Here is a 22210-nt window from a genome sequence, read left to right on the forward strand (position 1 = left end):
TCAAGGGGCGAGGGCCATCAAAGCGAAACGGTATCGACTTTCTTGCCGACGAAACGAAGCGCGATCTCGCCCTTGATAAGCTGCAGCGCGGGCGCACCGAACAATTCGCGGCGCCAACCGCTGAGTGCTGCGACCTCCGCCTTCTCGCCGTCCGCGGCAATCTTGTCGAGGTCTTCGCTGTTGGCGATGACTTTCGGCGCGACGCCGTGTTTTTCCGAAATCAGCTTCAACAGTACCTTGAGCAATTCGACCGCGGCGGCAGCACCCTCCGGCGCCTGCGTGTGGCGGGGCACATGGGGCATCTCGGCTTTCGGCAGGGCAAGGGCCGTATTGACGGCTTCGAGAACCGCCGTACCGGCGGCAGAACGCTCCCATCCCTTCGGGATCGTGCGCAGGCGGCTCAGGGCCTCGGTGTCCTTCGGCTGCTGCTGGGCGATCTCGTAGATCGCATCGTCCTTCAATACGCGCGAACGCGGCACGTTGCGCGATCGCGCCTCCCGCTCGCGCCAGGCCGCGACATATTTGAGGGTCGCAAGTTCCTGCGGTTTGCGCAGCCGCATCTTCAAACGTTGCCAGGCGTCATCCGGATGCATGTCGTAGGTCTCGCGCGATTCGAGAATATCCATCTCCTCCGAGAGCCAGGACGAGCGGCCTTCGCGCTCCAGTTCGGCCTTGAGATAGAGATAGGCGTCGCGCAGATGTGTGACGTCCGCCAACGCATAATCGAGCTGCTTTTCGGAAAGTGGCCGGCGGCTCCAGTCGGTGAAGCGCGAGGATTTATCGATTTGCACGCCCTTTGTCCGGCTGATGAGCTGGTCATAGGAAACGCTGTCGCCGAAGCCGCAGACCATGGCGGCGACCTGCGTGTCGAAGATCGGATGCGGGATCAGCCCGCCGCGATGGAAGATGATTTCGATGTCTTGGCGCGCCGCATGAAAAACCTTCAGCACATTCGGGTTGGCCATCAACTCGAAGAAGGGTGCAAGGTCTATGCCCTTAGCAAGTGGGTCGATGATGACTTCCGTCGTCAAGCTTGCCATCTGTATCAGGCAAAGCTCCGGCCAGAATGTCGTCTCACGCAGGAATTCAGTGTCGATTGTAATGAAGTCGGACTTGGCCAGCTCTTTGCAGGCGGCCGCCAATTCGGCGGTTGTTTCTATCATGTCAATTCATTCGCAAGGAAAAAGGTCGATTAACCTTCCTTCTCCTTTACGCTCGATATGTCAATACGTTGAAGGTGCCTATGCCGGCGTGGCCGGCGGGTTATTCGCCGGGATCGATACAGCGCTTCGCACGATTGCTGTATTCATCGTGAACCTCGCGGGATACCCCGGCGTTCAGGCCGGGGAGGAACGCCAGAGCGGCCTTGGGCCGCTTCCCGCTGGGATTTGACATATTCGGCGATCACCGAGAGCGGTGCGCCGCCACAGCTTGCCGCAAAGGAGGACGGCGACCACAAAACGCCGTTGTGGTAGCGCCCGGTGATTTCCGGGCGGCTCTCGCGCCGACGTCGGCTGGATACGCCTTTGCGGCTGTTGACCAGCTTCGACAGGGCGATCTTCGGAGGGTAATGCACCCGCAGGTGAACATGATCGTCCTCGCCGTCGCATTCGATCAATTCGGCCTCGAAGTCGCGACACAGCTTGGCGAAGATGCGCCGCAGGTGGCGGATTGCCGGTTCTGACAGAACGTCACGGCGGTATTTCGTGACAAAGACCAAATGACCATGGAGCATGTAGACGACATGCCTGCCGGTGCGATCCACGGTTGCGCTCCTTGGAGCAATTGATAGAATCGTAACATGATCCACCGCGCTTTCCGCTACAAGCGCGCTCCGACCGCCGAACAGGAAGTCCTGTTGCGGCAGTTCGCGGGTGTTGTGCGGCTGGTCTATAATCTGGCGCTGGAGCAGCGCAGGGACTGGTGGCGGCATTACCGGCGGCAGACCGGGAACCGCTTGAACGACATCGCCCAGGCGCGGGAATTGACCGCACTGCGGGCCGCGTTCGACTGGATTGCCGCCGTGCATGTGACGCCCCAGCAGCAGGCCCTGCGCGATCTGGATAAGGCGTATGCCAACTTCTTCGCCGGGCGCGCAGGATATCCCTCACCGCGCAAGAAGGGCGTGAACGGCGCCTTCCGCTTTCAGGGGCGGGAGATCGAGGTCAAGCGCCTGAACGGCAAGTGGTCCGCCGCGCGCCTTCCCAAGATCGGCTGGGTGAAGTTCCGCGACACGCGGCGCCTGCGTGGCAAGACCATGAATGTGACGGTGAGCCTGGCGGCGAACGGCTGGCACATCGCCTTCGCCTGCGAAATCGACCATGCCGTCCCGCAAAACGATTTGCCCGCCGTGGGGATCGACCGGGGCGTGGCGAACACGCTGACGCTTTCGACCGGGGAGCATTGGTGGATGCCTGCCGGCCTTGCGGAGATCGAGCCCAGGAAGCGCCGGGCCCAGCGCGTTCTGGCGCGGCGCAAGCGCGGGTCGCGTCGCCACGCGAAGGCCCGCCGCCGGGTTGCAGCCTTGCAGGCCCGTGCTGCCCGCATCCGGCAGGATTGGCGGCACAAGGCCAGTCTTGATATCGCCCGTCGCTTCGCAACGGTCGTGCTGGAAGACCTCGCCACGCGCAACATGACGCGCAGCGCCAGGGGAACCGTGGACGCGCCCGCAACCAACGTCTGCCAGAAGGCGGGCCTGAACCGGGCGATCCTCGAACAAGGCTGGCACGGCTTTGAAACCGTGTTGGCCGACAAGCTCGAAGAACGGGGCGGATACCTGTGCAAGGTCGATCCCCGCCACACCTCGCAGACCTGTTCGGCCTGCGCAGCCGTGGACAGGGAAAGCCGCGAAAGCCAAGCGTCTTTCCGCTGTTGCCAATGCGGCTTGCGCGCCCATGCCGACCACAATGCTGCAATCAACATCCTGCGTCGGAACACGGCGTCTATGATCGTGGAGGAAGGGCAGCGGCTCTCCGTTGAAGCGATAACGATCGGCGGAGCTTCGCGCCCCCTCGGAAATCCCCCGCTTTCAAGCGGGGGAAGATGTTAATGGCGAGCACGGCAATCCAGCCTCCGGCGGCGATCGTCGCAGGCAGAACAATGAAAGCGAAGATTGCGATGCCGCTCATAGGGGTAGGCCCTCTCAGTGCACGTCCTCCTCCGAGATGTAATGCAATCGGCGAGGAACAAGATGCAGGAGGCTGCGTCATGCCGAAGCCCTTCACCCTAACCCTCTCCCCGCAAGCGGGGCGAGGGACTTGCCTCGCGAAATGGCTGAGAAGGACGGAGAGGTTGCGGCATATCACCTGTGCCCCGTTAAAGCCGAAGGTGCCGGCAGGCGGACGAGGGCTTTAGCTTACCTCAAGCAACCCGCACATAACTCGTCATGCCCGTCTTCTGATGCTCGATGATATGGCAATGAAGCACCCAGTTGCCCGGATTGTCGGCGACGAAGGCAAGCTCGACCTTCTCATCGGGCTGGACGAGATAGGTGTCGGAAACGAGCGGCATCACCTCGCGTGTCGAGGACGAAATGACCGTGAAGCTCATGCCGTGCAGATGGATCGGATGCAGGTGCGGCGTCAAGTTCTCGAGCTGGAAGATGTAGCTCTTGCCAAGCTTCAGTTCGGCAAGCGGGGCGGTCGGATCGGCAATGTCGCCCGGCCACGGCAGCCTGTTGATCGCCCAGAAACTGAAGCCGAGTGTGCCGCATATGCTGTCGACGGAGGCGCTTTCCGCTGTGGCGCTGAGCACCAGCGGGATCTTTTCGGCGGCGGAAAGATCGGCCTGCGCGACCGGATTGGCGGCAAGCGGGGCAAGGTCGCCCGCGTTGCGTTTCAGCGACTGACCGACGGCGCGCAGGCTCGCGATCGTTTTCGGCGTGGTCCCGCGGATATCCTCCAGTATCGCTACACCGCCTTCGCTGTCCGGCATCCGCACGGCAAGGTCCAGCCGCTGCCCGGGACCGATCTGGAGCAGGTCAAGCGGAAAGCGCTGCGGCACCGGATTGCCGTCGATGGCGATTACCGTCGCCTTGGCGCCTTCCATCCGCAGCGAGAAGACGCGGGTGACATCCGTCACGGCGATGCGCAGGCGGACAAGGCCGCCGGCCGGCGCATCATATTGCGGCTCCTGCTGCCAGTTCGCCGTGCGCACCGATCCATAGGTGCCGGTCTTTGCCGCCTCGCGCGGACGGAAGGGCGCGATGAATTGCCCATCTCCGCCGAGCCGCCAGTCGCGCATGTTGAGCGCGATCTCGGCATCGAAAGCCGGATCGGCAGGATCCTCGATGACGATCACGCCGGTCATGCCGCGGCCCATCTGGGTCAGCGTATTGCAATGCGGGTGATACCAGAAGGTGCCGGCATCCGGCGGCGTGAAGGCGTAGTCAAAGCTGTCACCCGTATAGACGTAGGGCTGCGTCATGAAGGGCACGCCGTCCATCCTGTTGTCGATGCGAAGGCCATGCCAGTGGATCGTCGTCGGCTCGTCGAGAGCATTGGTCAGGCGTGCGGCATAGGGCCTGCCGCGGGTCATGCGAAGCACCGGCGGCGGGCCGCCATCGCCCCAGGTCATGACATCCCTCGTGGGTCCGGCAGCAGTAAGCGAAGCCTCGGTCTTCACCGCCTTCAGCACCTGCGGTTCGGGCGCCGAGCCGGCAAAGCCGAACTTGCCGGCAATGCCCATGCCGGCACTGTAGGCGCCGGCGACGGCGGACGCCTTCAACAGATTGCGGCGGGTGAGTAGGGGCATCTGGCGCTCCGGCAACAACAATGGCGCCATCTTTAAAGTTGACTGCGCTTTTCATCAATAAGGAAGTGAGGGCCAAACTGCCGCAGTTGCCTTGCATCAGGCGCCCGAATAAACCGCGCCAAAGTGGTGCTCAATGCGGCCCAAGCCTTGACAAATCAGACCGTCCATGCGCTTTTCCGCCCGATTTTCTTGTCGGCACCGGAGAGCCATTCGAGCCCCTGCTGCCGTCTCAAGCCAAAATACCAGGATTAGACATTATGCATCGCTACCGCAGCCACACATGTGCAGCCCTCCGTAAGTCGGATGTTGGCGCGAATGTCCGGATTTCCGGCTGGGTCCACCGCGTTCGCGACCATGGCGGCGTTCTCTTCATCGACCTTCGCGACCATTACGGCATCACCCAGGTTGTTGCCGATCCGGATTCGCCGGCTTTCAAGATCGCTGAAACCGTTCGCGGCGAATGGGTCATCCGCATCGACGGCCTCGTGAAGGCGCGTACTGAAGACACCATCAACAAGGCGATGGCGACCGGCGAGATCGAGCTCTACGCGCAGGAGATCGAAATCCTGTCCGCCGCCAAGGAACTGCCGCTGCCAGTCTTCGGCGAGCCGGACTATCCAGAAGACGTCCGCCTCAAGTACCGCTTCCTCGACCTTCGCCGCGAGACGCTGCACAAGAACATCGTCAAGCGCACGCAGATCATCTCTGCCATGCGCCGTGAAATGGGCAATATCGGCTTCACCGAATATTCGACGCCGATCCTGACGGCCTCCTCGCCGGAAGGCGCGCGTGACTTCCTCGTGCCGAGCCGCATCCATCCCGGCACCTTCTACGCCCTGCCGCAGGCGCCGCAGCTGTACAAGCAGCTCTTGATGGTTGCCGGTTTCGACCGCTATTTCCAGATCGCGCCCTGCTTCCGTGATGAAGACCCGCGAGCCGACCGCCTGCCTGGCGAGTTCTATCAGCTCGACCTCGAAATGAGCTTCGTGACCCAGGAGGACGTCTGGAACGCCACGGGTCCGCTGATGACCAAGGTGTTCGAGGAGTTTGCCGAAGGTAAGCCGGTGACCAAGGAATGGCCACGCATTCCTTATGACGAGGCAATTCGCAAATACGGCTCCGATAAGCCGGACCTGCGCAACCCGATCGTCATGGAGGCCGTGACCGAACACTTCGCCGGCTCCGGCTTCAAGGTCTTCGCGAACATGATCGCGTCCAACCCGAAGGTCCAAGTCTGGGCGATCCCGGCAAAGACCGGCGGCTCCCGCGCCTTCTGCGACCGCATGAACGCTTGGGCGCAGAGCCAGGGCCAGCCCGGCCTCGGCTACATCTTCTGGCGCAAGGAAGGCGAGAAGCTCGAAGGAGCCGGTCCGCTCGCCAAGAACATCGGCGAAGAGCGCACGGATGCGATCCGCACTCAGCTCGGCCTCGATGACGGCGATGCCTGTTTCTTCGTCGCCGGCGAGCCGGACAAGTTCTACAAGTTCGCAGGCGAAGCGCGCAACCGCGCTGCCGACGAGCTGAACCTCATCGACCGCGACCGTTTCGAACTCTGCTGGATCGTCGACTTCCCGTTCTTCGAATGGAACGAGGACGAGAAGAAGGTCGACTTCGCGCACAACCCCTTCTCCATGCCGCAGGGCGGTTTGGAGGCGCTGCAGAACCAGGATCCGCTGACGATCAAGGCCTTCCAGTACGACGCCGTCTGCAATGGCTTCGAAATCGCTTCGGGCTCGATCCGTAACCAGTCGCCGGAACTGATGGTCCAGGCCTTCGAAAAAGTGGGTCTCAGCCAGGCGGACGTCGAGGATCGCTTCGGCGGTCTCTATCGCGCCTTCCAGTACGGCGCACCGCCGCATGGTGGCGCCGCCTTCGGCATCGACCGGATCGTGATGCTGCTTGCTGGCGCGAAGAACCTGCGCGAAATCTCGCTCTTCCCGATGAACCAGCAGGCCCAGGACCTCCTGATGGGCGCACCGTCGCCGGCAACGCCTGCGCAGCTGCGCGAACTGGCGATCCGCCCGATCCCGCCGGTCAACAAAGACTGAGTTATTCCAATGCAATAAGCCCGGTGCGTTACCGGGCTTATTTGTTGGTGGAGTTCAAATCTTACTGGTTCGCCGTCACCTTCACGCCGAGCACGCCGGGCAGTGTGTTCGGAGCGCCCATGGCAGCACCCATGATGGTCGGGAAGGGGACAGGCTTGGCCGGTGCGGCGCTGACGGCGAAGCTTTTCGGGTCGTCGAGATAGGTGTTGACCGCTGCCGAAATCGCATTTTGCAGTTCCGGGATGTTGAGCTGCGCCAGCGCAATCGGCGCCATAGCCTTCAGCGCATCCGCCATCTGCTGTGCCGAGATGTTCTGCTTGGAGCCAGCATATTCCAGCGCACGCTTGGTGATCGATGCGTCATCGAAGCGGATTTCGGCGCCGTTGAACGAAAGTTGCTGCATCAGGCCGAGCATGGCAAGGCCAAGCGCCTGCTGCGCTTCTTCCTTGTTCGGGTTCGCTTCGGAGGCCTTCGCCGCTTCCTGCAGCGACTTCATGAAGGGCAGGGTGTATCCCGAAATCTTGAAGGCAAGGTTTAGGCGGCCGACATTTGTCACGTCGAAGGCAAATTCGGAGATGTCGATCGTGCCGGGGCCGAGATCCCAGGCGCCCTTCATCGTGATGTCGCCGTTGACGTGCTGCAGGGTTAGCTTCTCGATCGCTTCCTTCGCCTGTGGGTCCGGAGCATCGCTGAGGTCCGCCTTCATGCTCTTGAATGCGCCGTCGAAGTCGAAGCCGGATTCGTCTTCACGAAGCGACAGGTTCATCTGGGTTTCGCCGAGCGAGAAGACTTCCTTGCCATTCTTGGTAACCTTGAACGGGCCGACATGCGCCGTTTCGTAAAGCAGTATGGAGTCGAGGCCGTCACCGCTGACATCAGCAGGAATGGATATGCCGCCGAGCGTCATTTCGGAGGCGCTGACGGTCGCGCCGTCTTCCGTGATGTTGATGTCGGGAAAGGCTGCTTCCTCGATGTAGTAACCGCCGTCTTCGTCTTCCTCGACGCCGGTCATCGTGATGTCGCCGATGTGGAGGGCCTCGCTGCCAGTGGGCTTGAAGCTCGCGTTCTTCAGCGTCACCGTCGTGTCGTCGACATCGACACCATCGGCAGTGATCGTTCCGCCTTGGGCGCTATAGGCGGCATTCAGCTTCTTCAGGAGATCCTGCCCGTCGAGCGCGAACGCGGAGCCGGCGAGTGACAGGAACGCGGCGCCAGACAGGATCAGCCGGGTTGTCCGGTAAAAGGTCATAGGTAAGTCCTTTGGTGGCGGTTGCAAATTGCAGTGAAATTACTGCGAATCGAACGCGGTTTATATTTGCAGGTTTCTAAATTTCTGTTGAAGGGGAAAGCAAACAAAGTCCAAATTGGTGGCGATGCTTGATGACCTTTTCATGTCGTTCCGGGAGGTCATCCACAGGGCCACCCCGCTCATTCCTTGCCGTGAATCGCCTTCTGGGCTAGGCAAGGCTCATGGGACAAGAGATTTTGCCGCCTTCCGGCGGAGACGACGACAGCATTCACCCGGTTGATCTGAAGGCCGCGCTCGAGGAGCGTTACTTGGCCTATGCACTTTCGACCATCATGCACCGCGCGCTTCCAGACGTCCGCGACGGTCTGAAGCCGGTTCATCGGCGCATCATTCATGCCATGAGCGAGATGGGCATACGCCCGAACGCGGCCTTTAAGAAATGCGCCCGCATCGTCGGCGACGTCATCGGTAAGTTCCACCCGCATGGAGACCAGTCCGTCTACGATGCGCTGGTGCGTCTCGCGCAGGATTTCTCCCAGCGTTATCCGCTCGTCGACGGGCAGGGAAACTTCGGCAATATCGACGGTGATAACGCCGCCGCCTACCGTTATACCGAAGCGCGCATGACGGAGGTCACGGCGCTGCTTCTCGAAGGCATCGAGCAGGATGCCGTCGATTTCCGCCTGACCTATAACGAGGAAGACGAGGAACCGACCGTTCTTCCGGGGTCTTTCCCGAACCTGCTCGCGAACGGCTCCTCCGGCATCGCCGTCGGCATGGCGACTTCCATTCCTTCGCATAACGCCCATGAGCTTTGCGATGCGGCACTGCACTTGATCAAGCATCCGGATGCGACCGTCGAAAAACTCGTCGAGTTCATTCCGGGGCCGGATTTTCCGACGGGTGGCATCATCATCGACGGTCGCGAAAGCATCATCGAAAGCTACCGGACCGGCCGCGGCGGCTTCCGGGTACGCGCCAAGTGGCAGATCGAAGATCTCGGTCGCGGCGGCTATCAGATCATCGTCACCGAAATCCCCTTCCAGGTGCAGAAGTCGCGATTGATCGAAAAGATCGCCGAGCTGCTGATCGCCCGCAAGCTGCCGCTGCTGGAAGACATACGCGACGAGTCTGCCGAAGACGTCCGAGTCGTGCTGGTGCCGAAGAGCCGTACCGTCGATCCGACGATCCTGATGGAATCGATGTTCAAGTTGACGGAGCTGGAAAGCCGCTTCCCGCTGAACATGAACGTTTTGTCCATGGGGCGCATTCCGCGCGTCATGGCGCTGAACGAGGTGCTGAAGGAGTGGCTGAATCACCGCCGCGAGGTCCTGCAGCGCCGTTCACGCTTCCGCCTTGCCGCAATCGACAGACGCCTCGAAATCCTCGGCGGCTTGCTCATTGCCTACCTGAACATCGACGAGGTGATCCGCATCATCCGCGAGGAGGACGAACCGAAGCCGGTGATGGTGGCCCGCTGGGGACTGACCGACAACCAGGTCGAGGCGATCCTCAACATGCGGCTGCGCTCTTTGCGCAAGCTCGAAGAGTTCGAAATCCGAACCGAGTTTGACGAACTCACGAAGGAGAAGACCGGCATCGAGGCGCTGCTCGCCTCCGAGGAAAAGCAGTGGCAGACGGTCGCCTGGGAAATTGGCGAGGTGAAGAAGAAGTTCGCCAAGGCAACCGAAATCGGCCGCCGCCGCACCCAGTTCGCCGAGGCGCCCGAAGCCGACGAACAAGCCATCCAGCACGCGATGATCGAGAAGGAACCGATCACCGTCGTGGTTTCCGAAAAAGGCTGGATCCGTGCGCTGAAGGGCCACATCGCGGACACCGCGAGCCTGACCTTCAAGGAAGGCGATGCGCTGAAGATAGCCTTCCCGGCACAGACGACGGACAAGATCCTTGTCGTCACCACCGGCGGCAAGGTCTTCACGCTCGGCGGCGACAAGCTGCCCGGCGGGCGTGGCCATGGCGAGCCGCTGCGCATCATGGTCGACATGGATAACGATCAGGCTGTGCTGACGGCCTTCGTCCACGATCCGGCGCGCAAGCAGCTGATCGTCTCGACGGCCGGCAACGGCTTCGTTGTGGCGGAATCCGAAATGGCTGCCAACACCCGCAAGGGCAAGCAGATCATGAATGTTGCGATGCCGGACGAGACCAAGCTCATCGTGCCTGTCGGCGGCGATCACGTCGCTGTCGTCGGAGAGAACCGCAAGATGCTGGTCTTCCCGCTGGCCCAGGTTCCGGAGATGGGCCGCGGCAAGGGCGTGCGCCTGCAGCGATACAAGGATGGCGGCATTTCCGACGTCCGTTGCTTCGCGATCGCCGACGGTCTCGTCTGGGAAGACAGCGCAGGTCGTACGTTCACAAAAAACAAGGAAGAACTGGCCGAATGGTTGGGCGACCGCGCTTCTGCGGGCCGCACGGTTCCAAAGGGCTTCCCCCGCAGCGGCAAATTTGCCGGCTGAGGCAATAACAAATTGGCGATCCGCTCTTGGCGAGCGGGTCGCATCCTCTATTTCATTCCTGTTATCAAAATTGGGAACAGGTTCATTCCGAGGACGGACGGAATGGCCGTTGGGCATTGCGCTCGCAGCGCAGCCCCCACACGGAGGAGCATCAATGTCTGCCAATACCATCAAGCTGCATGTCGATCACACCTATAATGCGCCGCCTTCCGTCGTCTACGACGCATGGCTCAACCCGCAAATCGCCAGGCGCTTCCTTTTCGCGGCGAAGGATGGCCATGTTATCCGCGCCGAAATCGCTCCCCATGTCGGCGGCCGCTTTCTGATCATCGACAGGCGCCCAACCGGCGACGCATGCCACTGCGGCATATTTCTCGAACTTCGCAGGCCGAGACACATGGCCTTCAGCTTCTCGGCGGAGGAGCACGACCACAATCCCGACCGCGTCGAGATCGACATCGAGCCGCTGGGTAACGGCAGCCGCCTGACGCTGTCCCACGAAATGTGCGCCGAATGGGGGGCCTTCGAAGAAAAGACCCGTCAGGGTTGGACGCGTGTGATGGACGGTCTGGAACGGGTGCTGGAACAGACGGACCGGCTAGCGAGCTAAGGATACGCTGAAATCGCGCAGAAAACGCGTCACGCCCGCTTCGTCTATTTCGCAGGCGGCGACAGAGGCGACGAAGGCAACAATTCGTGCATTCTCGGCATCAATGAGACAGCCGTTTACATATAGGAAGGCGAACGCAGCGAGGGAGCCGGTCTGCTTGTTGCCGTCGATCAAAGGATGGTTTCGGACAATCCCATGAAATATGCATCGGCGAGGACAAAGATATCGTCCTCGCCGAACGCTATCGTCGCTGCCGAACACCGCTTCCGCGTGCCATCCAGAGCGAATGCGTCATGATCGCTATGAAGAGGATGGCGCCGCCCATGAGTGTCATCGCGGTCGGAATTTCGGCGAAGATGAATCAGACCCAGATCGGGGCAAGTACCGTCTCCAGCAGGTAGAACATGCCGACTTCGGGGGCCGGGAGATAGCGCGGGCCGGTTGCCAGACACCAGAAGGCGACGGGCATGACGATGGCGCCGTTGAAGATGATCCAGCCGGGATGATCGATCGAAACGCCCGCAGGCAGCGCCATGCCGAAGCCGAGGATCGCCGGGAACATCGCGGCAAGGAGCGGCACGAACCCCATGTCGCGCCGAGAGGCCCGGCCGACCGTGATTGCCGCGCGAAGGATGAGCGCGCTCAGCAGCGCCGTCGCGTCGCCGAAGATGTGGCCGCTCGAAATTCCGTCATGCACGATCAGCCCGACGCCGACGATCATGGCGGCCATCGCCAGCAAGGTCGAAACCGGCGGCCGCTCTTTCAGAAATATCCACGAAAGCAGCGCGCCGAACATCGGATTGAAGGCAACGATGAAGACGACGTCGGCCGTCGCCGTGTTGAAAACTGAAACCGTAAAGCAGTCCCGCAGCGATGCCGTGCCGTCCCGGGATCAGGATCGGCCTTTTCCCTTTCAGCACGCCGATCGCTGCGACGATAAGCAGCGTCACCAGAACCGTCGTGATGCTGCGAAGGCCAAGGATCGGCCACATCTTTCCTTCGGCGAGTCGCACGAAGCGGAATGTCCATGGAAAGGGCAAGGCCACCGATTGCCGTCAGGGCAAGGCCTTTCCGGTGACCGGAAAGGGCAGGAAGGGACATTTAGTCGTGCGTGCTTTCGGGCACCGTGGAGGGATCGAAGCGTTCCCAGCCGCGCGGCGTCAGGTGCTCTTGCGGCTGGAAGCGCGTCTTGTAATCCATTTTGCGCGATCCCTGAACCCAGTAGCCGAGATAGACATGTGGAAGGCCGAGCGCCTTTGTGCGCTTCACATGATCGAGGATCATGAAGGTGCCGAGCGAGCGCTTGTCATATTCGGGATTGAAATAGGAATAGACCATGGAAAGGCCGTCGCTCATCGTGTCGGTCAGCGCGGCAGCCAGGAGCTCGCCGCGCGGACGGGTCTCCAGCCCCGAACCTTCCTCGCGTTTGCGGTATTCGATGATCTTGGTGTTCACATGCGTATCTTCCACCATGATCGCATAGTCGAGCACCGTCATGTCGGACATGCCGCCTTGCTGATGGCGGTCGTCGAGATAGCGGCGGAAGAGTGAATACTGCTCGCTGGAAGGCTGCGCCGGAAATTCGGTCGCAATGACGTCGACGTTGTGGGCGAGCACCCGTTTCATCGAATTCGTCGGCTGGAACTCCTGCGCGAGGATACGCACCGAGACGCAGGCACGGCAGGCTTCGCAGGCGGGGCGGTAGGCGATGTTCTGCGAACGGCGGAAGCCGCCTTGTGTCAGGATGTCGTTCATTTCTGCAGCGCGCGGACCGACGAGATGCGTGAAGACCTTACGCTCCATCTCATGCGGCAAATACGGACATGCAGCCGGAGCCGTCAGATAAAACTGCGGTGATGGCGAGGCCTGCGTATTCATCTGCCGGGGAAATGTCCTTTCGCACTGACTATTTGAAGACAGCATGAACTAAGAATAGAAAACGTCAACAGCGCGGCTGGTCTATCCGCGCTATCAATTTTCTGTTCTTTTTTGATATGGCGCCGCGGGCCGGCCGGCAAAGACCGGCGGCGGATTTTATTTGCCGCCTCAGTCGGTGCGAACGGTAACCGTGCCGACAAGCAGGTCGTGAATCAGCCGGCTGCGCTCGGTAAAAAGACCAGCAAGCAGAATCAGCGGCGTCAATAGCGAATTAAGGATCCAGAAAAGCGCCAGATGAGCGATCGCCAAAAGGAAATCCATCGGGCGGCCATCGACGCGCACGATTGCGATCCCCATCGCCCGCATGCCGGGCGAAGCCTGGTTCGGCCCGCCGACCGTCAAGCCGAAATAAAGGCCGGCAACCAGCACGAAGAGCGCCGGATAGAGAAAGAAGCCGAGGCCGAGCGTCAGAATCGACAGAAAAAACAGCACGACTGCCGCGGGAATGCAGAGCAGCAGCACAATGATGTAGTCGAGAATGAACGCGAAGACTCGCCGGCTCAGCGTGCCGCTATACGCGCGCCAGTCTTCCGGTGCGGCATAAAGCGGGTTCGGATTAAGGCTCATCTGCGGTCTCCTTTGGAAATCGATGCAACTGATATGGTGTCGGCCGCCGGAGATACAATAATGCGCGAGGATCAGCGCTTTGCCAGCAGTCTGGCGACCTCGATCGCGAAATAGGTCAGGATCCCGTCGCAGCCGGCGCGCTTGAAGGCTAGCAGCGTTTCCAGCATCGCCCGTTCGCCGTCGATCCAGCCATTCATCTCTGCAGCCTTGATCTGCGTATATTCCCCGGAAACCTGATAGGCGAAGGTCGGAAGTCCGAAGGCCTCTTTCATCCGCCAGCAGATGTCGAGATAGGGCAGGCCGGGCTTGACCATCAGCATGTCCGCACCCTCTTCGACATCGAGTGCCGCATCGCGGATCGCCTCGGTGCCATTGGAAGGATCGATATAGTAGGTCTTCTTGTCACCCTTCAGCAGGCCGCCGGTTGAGATCGCCTCGCGATAAGGCCCGTAGAATGCCGACGCGAACTTGGTGGCATAGCTCATGATCCCGACATTCTGGTGCCCTGCAGCATCGAGCGCCCGGCGGATCGCGCCGATGCGGCCGTCCATCATTTCCGACGGGGCAATGATATCGGAACCGGCATCAGCCTGCATGACGGCGGCGCGCGCGACCTGATCGACGGTCTCGTCGTTGACGATTTCGCCACCGTGCAGGATGCCGTCATGGCCGTGACTGGTGAAAGGGTCGAGAGCCACGTCGGTGATCACGCCGATGTTTCCAACGGCTTTCTTGATGGCGATCGTCGCCTGATTGATGAGATTGTTGGCCTCCAGGCTGTTCGAGCCCGTTTCGTCACGTAGTGCCATCTCGATGTTCGGGAAGGTGGCGATTGCCGGGACGCCGAGGTCAGCCGCTTCCCTGGCTGCATCCGCCAGCTTGTCGATGCTCATGCGGTTGACGCCGGGCATGGCGGGGATCGGTTCCACGATGCCGGAACCGGGGATCACGAAGACCGGCCATATCAGGTCGTCCACCGTCAGCCGGTTTTCCTGCACCAGCCGGCGCGTCCAGTCCGCCTTGCGGTTGCGGCGCATGCGGCGGTGTCCGGTGATCTCGTCGACGAGGTGCGTCTTGTCCTGCATTGTCTTTCGTCCCTGGCCATTCCATTTCTTGGTCCGCTCATTATCATGACGGACCGGAAAACCAAACCGGGCGATTGGCCGCGGCGGATCAGCCGCTGGTGGAGCCGCAACGGGAACCCTAAAGTCTGCGCCATGGAAAATGATTCTCCGACGATGCCGAAGCGGACGCTGATAGACATCCTGTTCATCCTCTTCCTGAGGCTGATCGCGATCTCCTGCTTCTGGTTCGGCCTACAATATTGGGCGATGCTTGTTGGCTATTCACTGGTGGGGGCAGGGCGCTTCGATCTTCTGAGCTTGCCGTGGAAAGTTGCGGCCACCAGCCTTGCCGTTCTCTTCCCCGTCGCTTCGCTCGGCCTCTGGCTGACGGTATCCTGGGGCCCGGTCGTTTGGGTGCTCGCCGCAGGCGGACAAATCCTGATGTATGGCCTGCTGCCGCAGACCTTCGGCTCCAACCGGCTCATCCTTGTGATGCATGGCGCGGTTGCCTTGGTCTATCTGGTTTTCCGCCTGGCGCTCTGGCTGGAGAAACGCCGCCAGCGCCGCAAAGTAAGCGTTGATTTACCCTGATACAACGCGGGGTTTCCGGTAAGGTGCTGTTAAGCCTGCAGTTTAAGTAGAATTTTATTTGTATTCGATAGGGTCTGTCTCAAGGCGGGAAGAAAACCAACACCGCCAAACAAAACAGTGAGGCAGTCATCATGAATACGAAAATCAAGCCGCAGGCGGTATCGAACCTCCGTGATCAGCAGGACCAGGACATCCGTGATCTTTACATGGAATCCCTTCACCTTGTTGAACGTCTTCACCGCCGCCTTCTGGATGTCATCAAGGACGAGTTCGACCGTCAGGGCCGCAGCGACGTCAACGCCATCCAGGCTCTGCTCCTTTTCAACATCGGCAATTCCGAGCTGACCGCCGGCGAGCTGCGCTCGCGTGGCTACTATCTCGGCTCGAACGTGTCCTACAACGTCAAGAAGCTGGTCGATCTCGGCTTCATCAACCACCAGCGTTCGCGCATCGACCGCCGCTCCGTCCGCATCAGCCTGACGGAAACCGGCACTGAGGTCGCCGAAACAGTCGCCAGGCTCTACGAGCGCCACATCGCCTCGATCGACAAGGTCGGCGGCATCGGCACGGACGAGTTCACCCAGATGAACAAGCTCCTGCAGCGCCTCGACCGCTTCTGGAACGACCAGATCCTTTACCGGCTCTAAGGTAAGAGACCTCCTCCAAGGTCGAAGAAAACCGGACGCGTCCCTGCGCGTCCGGTTTTGCCGTTCCGGGCCAAGCGTGTCATCTTTGCAACGCATCGCACCCAAGCACAGCGGCCTGTATTCAGGTCCTGTATTCAGGCCGTTTTTTAGCCGTTATTAACCAGCACCGTTTACGACGGATCGATTGGTTTCGTCCGTGCCGCTCCCGACCATCGGTAGGCACCTTGGACGTCGGCGACACGAATTGGCCATATTGGTATGACAGCGGACATGCAAGGCAAGCGGCGCTTCTCAGATGGTAGTTCAAAGTCGTCCGCGCTTCCGGCTCGCAATCTTGTGATGGCCAGGCGCGGAAAACCTGTGATGCGCCGGAAAACGGAATGGTAGTGATCTGGGCCGTGGCGCAGTGAATCGCAAAGCCCGCGGTTTTCCTTTCAAGCTGCGGCATTGAGTGGTTGGGATTATGTCGAAGAAAAACCGTATTGAAGCTCTTTCGCGTCGCGCCTTTCTTGCGTCTGCGGCAACCGTCGGCGCCAGTGCAATCGCCGCCCCGGCATTTGCGCAGTCCGCGCTCGATGCGCTGATCAACGCACCGCGCCGCGGCGCCTGGGATGACCAGTTCGATGCCAAGGCTGCCTCGCGTACGGCGAGTGCCGCCGTCTCCAATACCCCGATCCTCAGCCCGCAATCGGTTCCGAGCATCCAGCAGGCGATCATGGAGTATCAGCAGATCGCCTCAGCAGGCGGTTGGCCTGAGGTCAATCCGGCTGGCCTGCGTCTCCAGCTCGGCGTGACGGATCCTTCCGTTCAGGCTCTGCGCCAGCGCCTTGCCATCACCGGCGACCTGCCGCGCGAAGCAGGCATGTCGTCTGCCTTCGATTCCTATGTCGATGGAGCGGTCAAGCGCTTCCAGGCTCGTCATGGCCTTCCGGCGGACGGCGTCATTGGCGAATTCACGCTGAAGGCGATGAACATTCCGGTTGATGTGCGCCTGCAGCAGCTGAACACCAACCTCATCCGCTTGCAGACCTTCCCGGAAGATCTCGGCCGCCGCCACGTCATGGTCAATATTCCGGCCGCCTATGTCGAGGCGGTCGAGGACGGCAGCGTGGCGACACGTCATGCGGCCGTCGTCGGACGTATCAGCCGCCCGACGCATATCGTCAACTCGAAGATCTACGAGGTCATCCTCAATCCCTATTGGACTGCGCCGCGCTCGATCGTCGAGAAGGACATCATGCCGCTGATGCGCAAGGATCCGACTTATCTCGAGAAGAACGCCATTCGCCTGATCGACGGCAAGGGCAACGAAGTCGCCCCGGAAACCATCGATTGGAATGGCGAGGCGCCGAACCTGATGTTCCGTCAGGATCCAGGCAAGATCAACGCCATGGCCTCGGCGAAGATCAATTTCCATAACAAGAACGGCGAGTACATGCACGACACGCCGCAGCAGGGCCTGTTCAACAAGCTGATGCGCTTTGAGTCGTCCGGCTGCGTCCGCGTCCAGAACGTCCGCGACCTGACGACTTGGCTGCTGCGCGACACCCCGCCGTGGTCGCGCCAGCAGATGGAGCAGGTGATCGCCAGCCGGGTCAACACGCCGATTACGCTCGCCGAGGAAATCCCGGTCTATTTCGTCTACATCTCCGCCTGGGGCATGCCGGACGGCCTCGTGCAGTTCCGCGACGACATCTACCAGATGGACGGCAACGCCGAGCTTGCTCTCGATACGACCGCTGGAATGGAACAGCCGGTTCAGTAAGCGTCATGCGTATGAATTGGGAAACCGCGCTGGAAGGCGCGGTTTTTTCTTTGCGAGCGGTTGCCCTACATCCGTTTGTCGGGATCTTCTCCCGGTAAACGCATGAAGGGGATATGTCGCAACGCTTCGGTTAATCTCCAAGTTTTGTGAGGCACGTCCCCTCCAAGCTGGCGCAGAGAGGATTAGGGTGAGGCGCATCCCACGATAACATGCCAAGCCCAGGACACTCCTGCGCGTAGATTGCCCAGCAAATGTCGTTCTTCGTATTGCTCTCGGCAGGGCGGAACGCTAATACCTTCGCGCATTCCAGTTGAGGAGCCCGCCCATGACAAATGCTTCCACGCAGACCTTCTTCAATCGCTCGCTTGCCGACACCGATCCGGATATCTTCGGCGCGATTGAAAAGGAGCTCGGCCGCCAGCGGCATGAGATCGAATTGATCGCATCGGAGAACATCGTTTCCCGCGCGGTGCTGGAAGCCCAGGGCTCCATCATGACGAACAAATATGCGGAAGGTTATCCGGGCAAGCGCTACTACGGCGGCTGCCAGTTCGTCGATATTGCTGAAGAACTGGCGATCGAACGCGCCAAGAAGCTCTTCGGCGTCAACTTCGCCAACGTCCAGCCGAATTCCGGCTCGCAGATGAACCAGGCGGTCTTCCTGGCGCTGCTGCAGCCGGGCGACACCTTTATGGGCCTCGACCTGAACTCGGGCGGTCACCTGACGCACGGTTCGCCGGTCAATATGTCCGGCAAGTGGTTCAACGTCGTGTCCTACGGCGTTCGCGAAGGCGACAACCTGCTCGACATGGACGAAGTCGCCCGCAAGGCCGAAGAGCACAAGCCGAAGCTGATCATCGCCGGCGGCACCGCTTACTCCCGTGTCTGGGACTGGAAGCGTTTCCGCGAGATTGCCGATTCCGTCGGCGCCTATCTCATGGTCGACATGGCTCATATCGCCGGCCTCGTTGCCGGCGGCCAGCATCCGTCGCCGTTCCCGCACTGCCACGTCGCAACGACCACGACCCACAAGTCGCTTCGCGGCCCGCGCGGCGGCGTCATCCTGACGAACGACGAGGATCTGGCGAAGAAGTTCAACTCGGCTGTTTTCCCGGGCCTCCAGGGTGGTCCGCTGATGCACATCATCGCCGCCAAGGCCGTCGCCTTCGGCGAAGCGCTGCAGCCGGAATTCAAGGACTACGCCGCGCAGATCGTCAAGAACGCTAAGGCGCTTGCCGAGACGCTGATGGCAGGCGGACTCGATGTCGTCTCCGGCGGTACCGACAACCACCTGATGCTCGTCGATCTTCGCAAGAAGAACGCGACCGGAAAGCGCGCCGAAGCAGCGCTCGGGCGCGCCTACATCACCTGCAACAAGAACGGCATTCCGTTCGATCCGGAAAAGCCCTTCGTCACCTCCGGCGTCCGTCTCGGCGCTCCGGCAGGCACGACGCGCGGCTTCAAGGAAGCGGAATTCAAGGAAATCGGCAACCTCATCGTTGAAGTTCTCGACGGCCTCAAGGTCGCCAATTCCGATGAAGGCAACGCTGCAGTCGAAGCAGCCGTTCGTGGCAAGGTGGTCGACCTTACCGACCGCTTCCCAATGTACGACTACATCGGCTAAGGATAGCGCATGCGCTGCCCATTCTGCGGATCGGAAGACACCCAGGTCAAGGATTCACGTCCGGCGGAGGACAATACGTCCATCCGCCGCAGACGGATCTGTCCCGATTGCGGCGGCCGCTTCACGACCTTCGAGCGCGTGCAACTGCGCGAGCTGATGGTCGTCAAGAAGACCGGCCGCAAGGTGCCTTTCGACCGCGATAAGCTGGTACGGTCCTTCGAGATCGCGCTGCGCAAGCGTCCGGTCGACCGTGACCGCATCGAAAGGGCTGTTTCCGGCATCGTCCGCCGCCTCGAAAGCTCCGGCGAAGTCGAAATCAGCTCCGAGGCCATCGGCCTTCAGGTGCTGGAAGCTCTCAAGAGTCTCGATGACGTTGGCTTTGTTCGGTACGCGTCGGTCTATCGGGATTTCTCGCATGCCGAGGATTTCGAAAAGGTCATCTCCGAAATCAACGCCAAGATCAGCCGCGACACTTTGGAGTCCTGAGCCTTGAGCGCCGGGCCGCATGACAAGCGTTTCATGGCCGAGGCAATCCGTCTTGGCCTTCTGCATCTCGGCCAGACCTCCACAAATCCTTCCGTCGGCTGCGTCATCGTCAAGGACGGCGAAATCGTCGGCCGCGGCACGACGGCGATCGGCGGGCGCCCGCATGCCGAGCCGCAGGCGCTCACCGAGGCAGGCGAACTGGCTCGCGGCGCCACCGCCTATGTGACGCTCGAACCCTGCTCTCATCACGGCAAGACGCCGCCCTGCGCCGACGCGCTGATTGCCTCTGGTGTCGCGCGCGTCGTCATCAGCGTGACCGATCCTGATCCTCGTGTCTCCGGCCGCGGCATCGCGCTTCTGCGCGAAGCCGGCATCGAGGTTGATACCGGCGTGCTGGAAGAGGAGGGCAGGCGCTCGCTCGCCGGCTATCTCACCCGGCAGACGAAGAACCGGCCCTATGTGACTCTGAAGCTTGCCGTTTCCGCCGACGGCATGATCGGCCGCAAAGGCGAGGGACAGATCGCCATCACCAGTCCTCTCGCCCGCGCACAGGTCCAGGCGCTCCGCGCTGAAACCGACGCCATCCTCGTCGGCATCGGCACGGCGATCGCCGACGACCCGGAACTGACGGTGCGCGTGCCGGGCCTGCAATCGCTGTCGCCGGTGCGTGTCGTGCTTGATCCGCGGCTTGATTTGCCGCTCGGCAGTAAACTTGTGCGTTCAGCACGAGAGGTGCCGACCATTGCCGTTGCAGGCGAGGCATCCCCCTTTATCCTGCCGGACATCTCTCCAACGAGGGGCGAGATAGATGGGGTGAACGCTCGCCCGCATTCTTCCGCCGGGACCGACGCCACCACTGATGAGGTGCCAGTAGAAGCAAGCTGCGGCAACCTGCCGATCCCTCCCCTGGTGGGGGAGATGCCCGGCAGGGCAGAGGGGGGTGAGGCTCGCGCCGAAGCCCTGCGGGCTGCAGGCGTTGAAATTCTCTATTGCCATCCTTACCATCCCGAAGTGCTGCTTCCGGCGCTCGCCTCACGCGGCATTTCCTCGCTCCTCGTCGAAGGCGGTGCGAAGACGGCGCGGCTTTTCCTCGACGCCGGTCTCGTCGATCGAATCCAGCTTTACCAGGGCCAGCTCATCATCGGCGAGGGCGGTATTGAATCGCCATTGACGAAGACCGATATGCCATCCGGTTTTGCCCATAGAGGCACATTCATGTTCGGCGACGACCGGCTGGACGAATACGAAAGAGAATTTTGATGTTCACCGGAATTGTCACCGATATCGGCATGATCGAATCCGTTTCTCCCATGAACGAGGGTGTGAAGCTCCGCGTCGTGAGCAATTACGACCCTAAGACAATCGATATGGGCGCGTCGATTTCCCATTCGGGCATCTGCCTGACGGTGACCGGCCTGCCGGACGAAGGCAGCAACGGGCGTTGGTTCGAGGTGGAGGCCTGGGAAGAGGCTCTGAGGCTCACGACGCTTGCAAGCTGGAAGGAAGGCACCCGCGTCAATCTCGAGCGTTCTCTGAAGATCGGCGACGAACTCGGCGGCCACATCGTCTCAGGGCATGTCGACGGCAAGGCAGAAATCCTGTCGGTGACTACGGAAGGCGATGCGACCCGCTTCCGTCTGCGCGCCCCGGAGCATCTTGCGAAGTTCGTGGCGCCCAAAGGCTCGATCGCGCTCGATGGCACGTCGCTGACGGTCAACGCCGTCGAAGGCACGGATTTCGATGTGCTTCTCATTCGCCATACTTTGGAAGTCACGACATGGGGCGAGCGAGAGGCCGGCGATTTCGTCAATTTCGAGGTCGATACGATGGCGCGCTATGCCGCTAGGCTGGCTGAATTCCCTGCCGCGAAAGCAGAATGATTTCGCCGTGATAATCGGTACGTGCCACCTCGCGGAAGCCGAGCTTTTCCGCGACGCGTAGCGAAGCTGCGTTTTCCGGGCTGACGATGCAGGTCATCTCCTTGCCGGGGAAATGACAGTCAGCCCATGCGATCAGCGCCGTGAGCGCTTCTGTCGCATAGCCCCTTCCGTGTGCGGAAGGCAGCAACACCCATCCGGTTTCCAGTGTTTCCTCGATGGGTGGAGACATCTCACGTCGGGCTTCGTGGAAGCCTGCTTCGCCGATTAGCCGCCCGCTTTGCTTTTCCTCGATGATCAGAAAGCCGAAACCCATATGATGCCACATGCCGCTCGCCCTTATGAGGCGGGACCATGTCTGCTCGCGTGTCGATGGCACGCCGCTGATATAGCGAACGACGTCCGCATCTGCCCATAAATGTATGTAGGCATCGAAATCGTCGAGCCGGTGCGGCCGCAGAATCAACCGTTTCGTTTCGATGGTCGGAACATTGATCATCTTGGATATCGTTTCT

At 60.9% G+C, this 22210-nt stretch carries 20 protein-coding genes and 1 pseudogene; 11 read left to right on the forward strand and 10 right to left on the reverse strand.

All coding sequences use genetic code 11. From position 1 onward, the window contains the following. Positions 1–17: 17 nt before the first annotated feature. Positions 18–1163: a ribonuclease D gene (rnd, locus tag QA644_RS05095; protein WP_239599366.1), complete on the reverse strand. Its 1146-nt coding sequence runs from the start codon at positions 1161–1163 to the stop codon at positions 18–20. A 143-nt stretch (positions 1164–1306) separates the two neighbouring features. After that, positions 1307–1735, reverse strand: coding sequence for an IS200/IS605 family transposase (gene tnpA / locus QA644_RS05100; RefSeq protein ID WP_283072454.1), 429 nt, complete (start codon positions 1733–1735; stop codon positions 1307–1309). Between the two features lie 66 nt (positions 1736–1801). Here tnpA and QA644_RS05105 point away from each other — a divergent pair, with 66 nt between their 5' ends. Next, positions 1802–3049, forward strand: coding sequence for a transposase (locus tag QA644_RS05105; protein ID WP_283071349.1), 1248 nt, complete (start codon positions 1802–1804; stop codon positions 3047–3049). A gap of 311 nt (positions 3050–3360) precedes the next feature. On the opposite strand, the gene QA644_RS05110 is transcribed toward QA644_RS05105, so the two are convergent. Then, on the reverse strand, positions 3361–4752 hold the full coding sequence (locus QA644_RS05110; protein ID WP_283071351.1) for a multicopper oxidase family protein: 1392 nt from the start codon (positions 4750–4752) through the stop codon (positions 3361–3363). Positions 4753–5009: 257 nt separating this feature from the next. Between QA644_RS05110 and aspS the strand changes: the two genes are divergently transcribed. Further along, positions 5010–6800: an aspartate--tRNA ligase gene (gene aspS / locus QA644_RS05115; RefSeq protein ID WP_283071353.1), complete on the forward strand. Its 1791-nt coding sequence runs from the start codon at positions 5010–5012 to the stop codon at positions 6798–6800. A gap of 61 nt (positions 6801–6861) precedes the next feature. Here aspS and QA644_RS05120 read toward each other — a convergent pair whose 3' ends face one another. Beyond that, a complete protein-coding gene (locus tag QA644_RS05120; RefSeq protein WP_283071355.1) occupies positions 6862–8049 on the reverse strand; it encodes a hypothetical protein in 1188 nt (395 codons plus the stop codon). Between the two features lie 221 nt (positions 8050–8270). On the opposite strand from QA644_RS05120, the gene parC reads away from it, so the two are divergent. Together parC and QA644_RS05130 are read left to right on the forward strand one after the other, a co-directional pair. Continuing rightward, entirely contained in the window at positions 8271–10526 is a 2256-nt protein-coding gene (parC, locus tag QA644_RS05125; protein ID WP_194729371.1) for a DNA topoisomerase IV subunit A, read from the forward strand. Between the two features lie 154 nt (positions 10527–10680). Further along, entirely contained in the window at positions 10681–11136 is a 456-nt protein-coding gene (locus QA644_RS05130) for an SRPBCC domain-containing protein (RefSeq protein ID WP_239599358.1), read from the forward strand. On the opposite strand, the gene QA644_RS05135 is transcribed toward QA644_RS05130, so the two are convergent. From QA644_RS05135 to hemB, 5 genes and pseudogenes are all read right to left on the reverse strand, one after another. Further along, positions 11125–11310, reverse strand: coding sequence for a hypothetical protein (locus QA644_RS05135; protein ID WP_338112346.1), 186 nt, complete (start codon positions 11308–11310; stop codon positions 11125–11127). The genes QA644_RS05130 and QA644_RS05135 overlap by 12 nt on opposite strands. Positions 11311–11377: 67 nt before the next feature. Beyond that, positions 11378–12237 (reverse strand): annotated as a pseudogene (locus QA644_RS05140) (DMT family transporter). Further along, complete coding sequence (locus QA644_RS05145; protein ID WP_194729374.1) at positions 12238–13014, reverse strand: arginyltransferase; 777 nt, start codon at positions 13012–13014, stop codon at positions 12238–12240. It lies immediately after the preceding pseudogene. Positions 13015–13182: 168 nt separating this feature from the next. Continuing rightward, positions 13183–13641, reverse strand: a complete 459-nt coding sequence (locus QA644_RS05150) for an RDD family protein (RefSeq protein ID WP_074067308.1) — start codon at positions 13639–13641, stop codon at positions 13183–13185. 71 nt (positions 13642–13712) lie between these two features. Further along, complete coding sequence (gene hemB, locus QA644_RS05155; protein ID WP_283071358.1) at positions 13713–14726, reverse strand: porphobilinogen synthase; 1014 nt, start codon at positions 14724–14726, stop codon at positions 13713–13715. Positions 14727–14858: 132 nt separating this feature from the next. Here hemB and QA644_RS05160 point away from each other — a divergent pair, with 132 nt between their 5' ends. The 7 genes from QA644_RS05160 to QA644_RS05190 all read left to right on the forward strand — a co-directional run bounded on the left by QA644_RS05160 (position 14859) and on the right by QA644_RS05190 (position 21698). Continuing rightward, a complete protein-coding gene (locus QA644_RS05160) occupies positions 14859–15296 on the forward strand; it encodes a DUF6163 family protein (protein ID WP_283071359.1) in 438 nt (145 codons plus the stop codon). Between the two features lie 131 nt (positions 15297–15427). After that, positions 15428–15943: a MarR family winged helix-turn-helix transcriptional regulator gene (locus QA644_RS05165; protein ID WP_074067312.1), complete on the forward strand. Its 516-nt coding sequence runs from the start codon at positions 15428–15430 to the stop codon at positions 15941–15943. 463 nt (positions 15944–16406) lie between these two features. Continuing rightward, positions 16407–17708 (forward strand): L,D-transpeptidase family protein, encoded by a 1302-nt coding sequence (locus tag QA644_RS05170; RefSeq protein WP_039844501.1) that lies wholly within the window; start codon positions 16407–16409, stop codon positions 17706–17708. Between the two features lie 325 nt (positions 17709–18033). Then, positions 18034–19332: a serine hydroxymethyltransferase gene (gene glyA, locus QA644_RS05175; RefSeq protein ID WP_283071362.1), complete on the forward strand. Its 1299-nt coding sequence runs from the start codon at positions 18034–18036 to the stop codon at positions 19330–19332. A gap of 9 nt (positions 19333–19341) precedes the next feature. Beyond that, positions 19342–19818, forward strand: coding sequence for a transcriptional regulator NrdR (gene nrdR, locus QA644_RS05180; RefSeq protein WP_283071363.1), 477 nt, complete (start codon positions 19342–19344; stop codon positions 19816–19818). 3 nt (positions 19819–19821) lie between these two features. Continuing rightward, positions 19822–21078: a bifunctional diaminohydroxyphosphoribosylaminopyrimidine deaminase/5-amino-6-(5-phosphoribosylamino)uracil reductase RibD gene (gene ribD, locus QA644_RS05185; RefSeq protein WP_283071364.1), complete on the forward strand. Its 1257-nt coding sequence runs from the start codon at positions 19822–19824 to the stop codon at positions 21076–21078. After that, on the forward strand, positions 21078–21698 hold the full coding sequence (locus QA644_RS05190) for a riboflavin synthase (protein ID WP_074067318.1): 621 nt from the start codon (positions 21078–21080) through the stop codon (positions 21696–21698). Before ribD ends, QA644_RS05190 begins: the two co-directional genes overlap by 1 nt. Here QA644_RS05190 and QA644_RS05195 read toward each other — a convergent pair. Continuing rightward, on the reverse strand, positions 21661–22194 hold the full coding sequence (locus tag QA644_RS05195; protein WP_194729378.1) for a GNAT family N-acetyltransferase: 534 nt from the start codon (positions 22192–22194) through the stop codon (positions 21661–21663). The two genes, QA644_RS05190 and QA644_RS05195, sit on opposite strands and share 38 nt — an antisense overlap. Positions 22195–22210 lie beyond the last annotated feature (16 nt).

The sequence above is a fragment of the Rhizobium sp. CC1099 genome (genome assembly GCF_029714385.1).
In the GTDB taxonomy this organism is placed as follows: domain Bacteria; phylum Pseudomonadota; class Alphaproteobacteria; order Rhizobiales; family Rhizobiaceae; genus Rhizobium.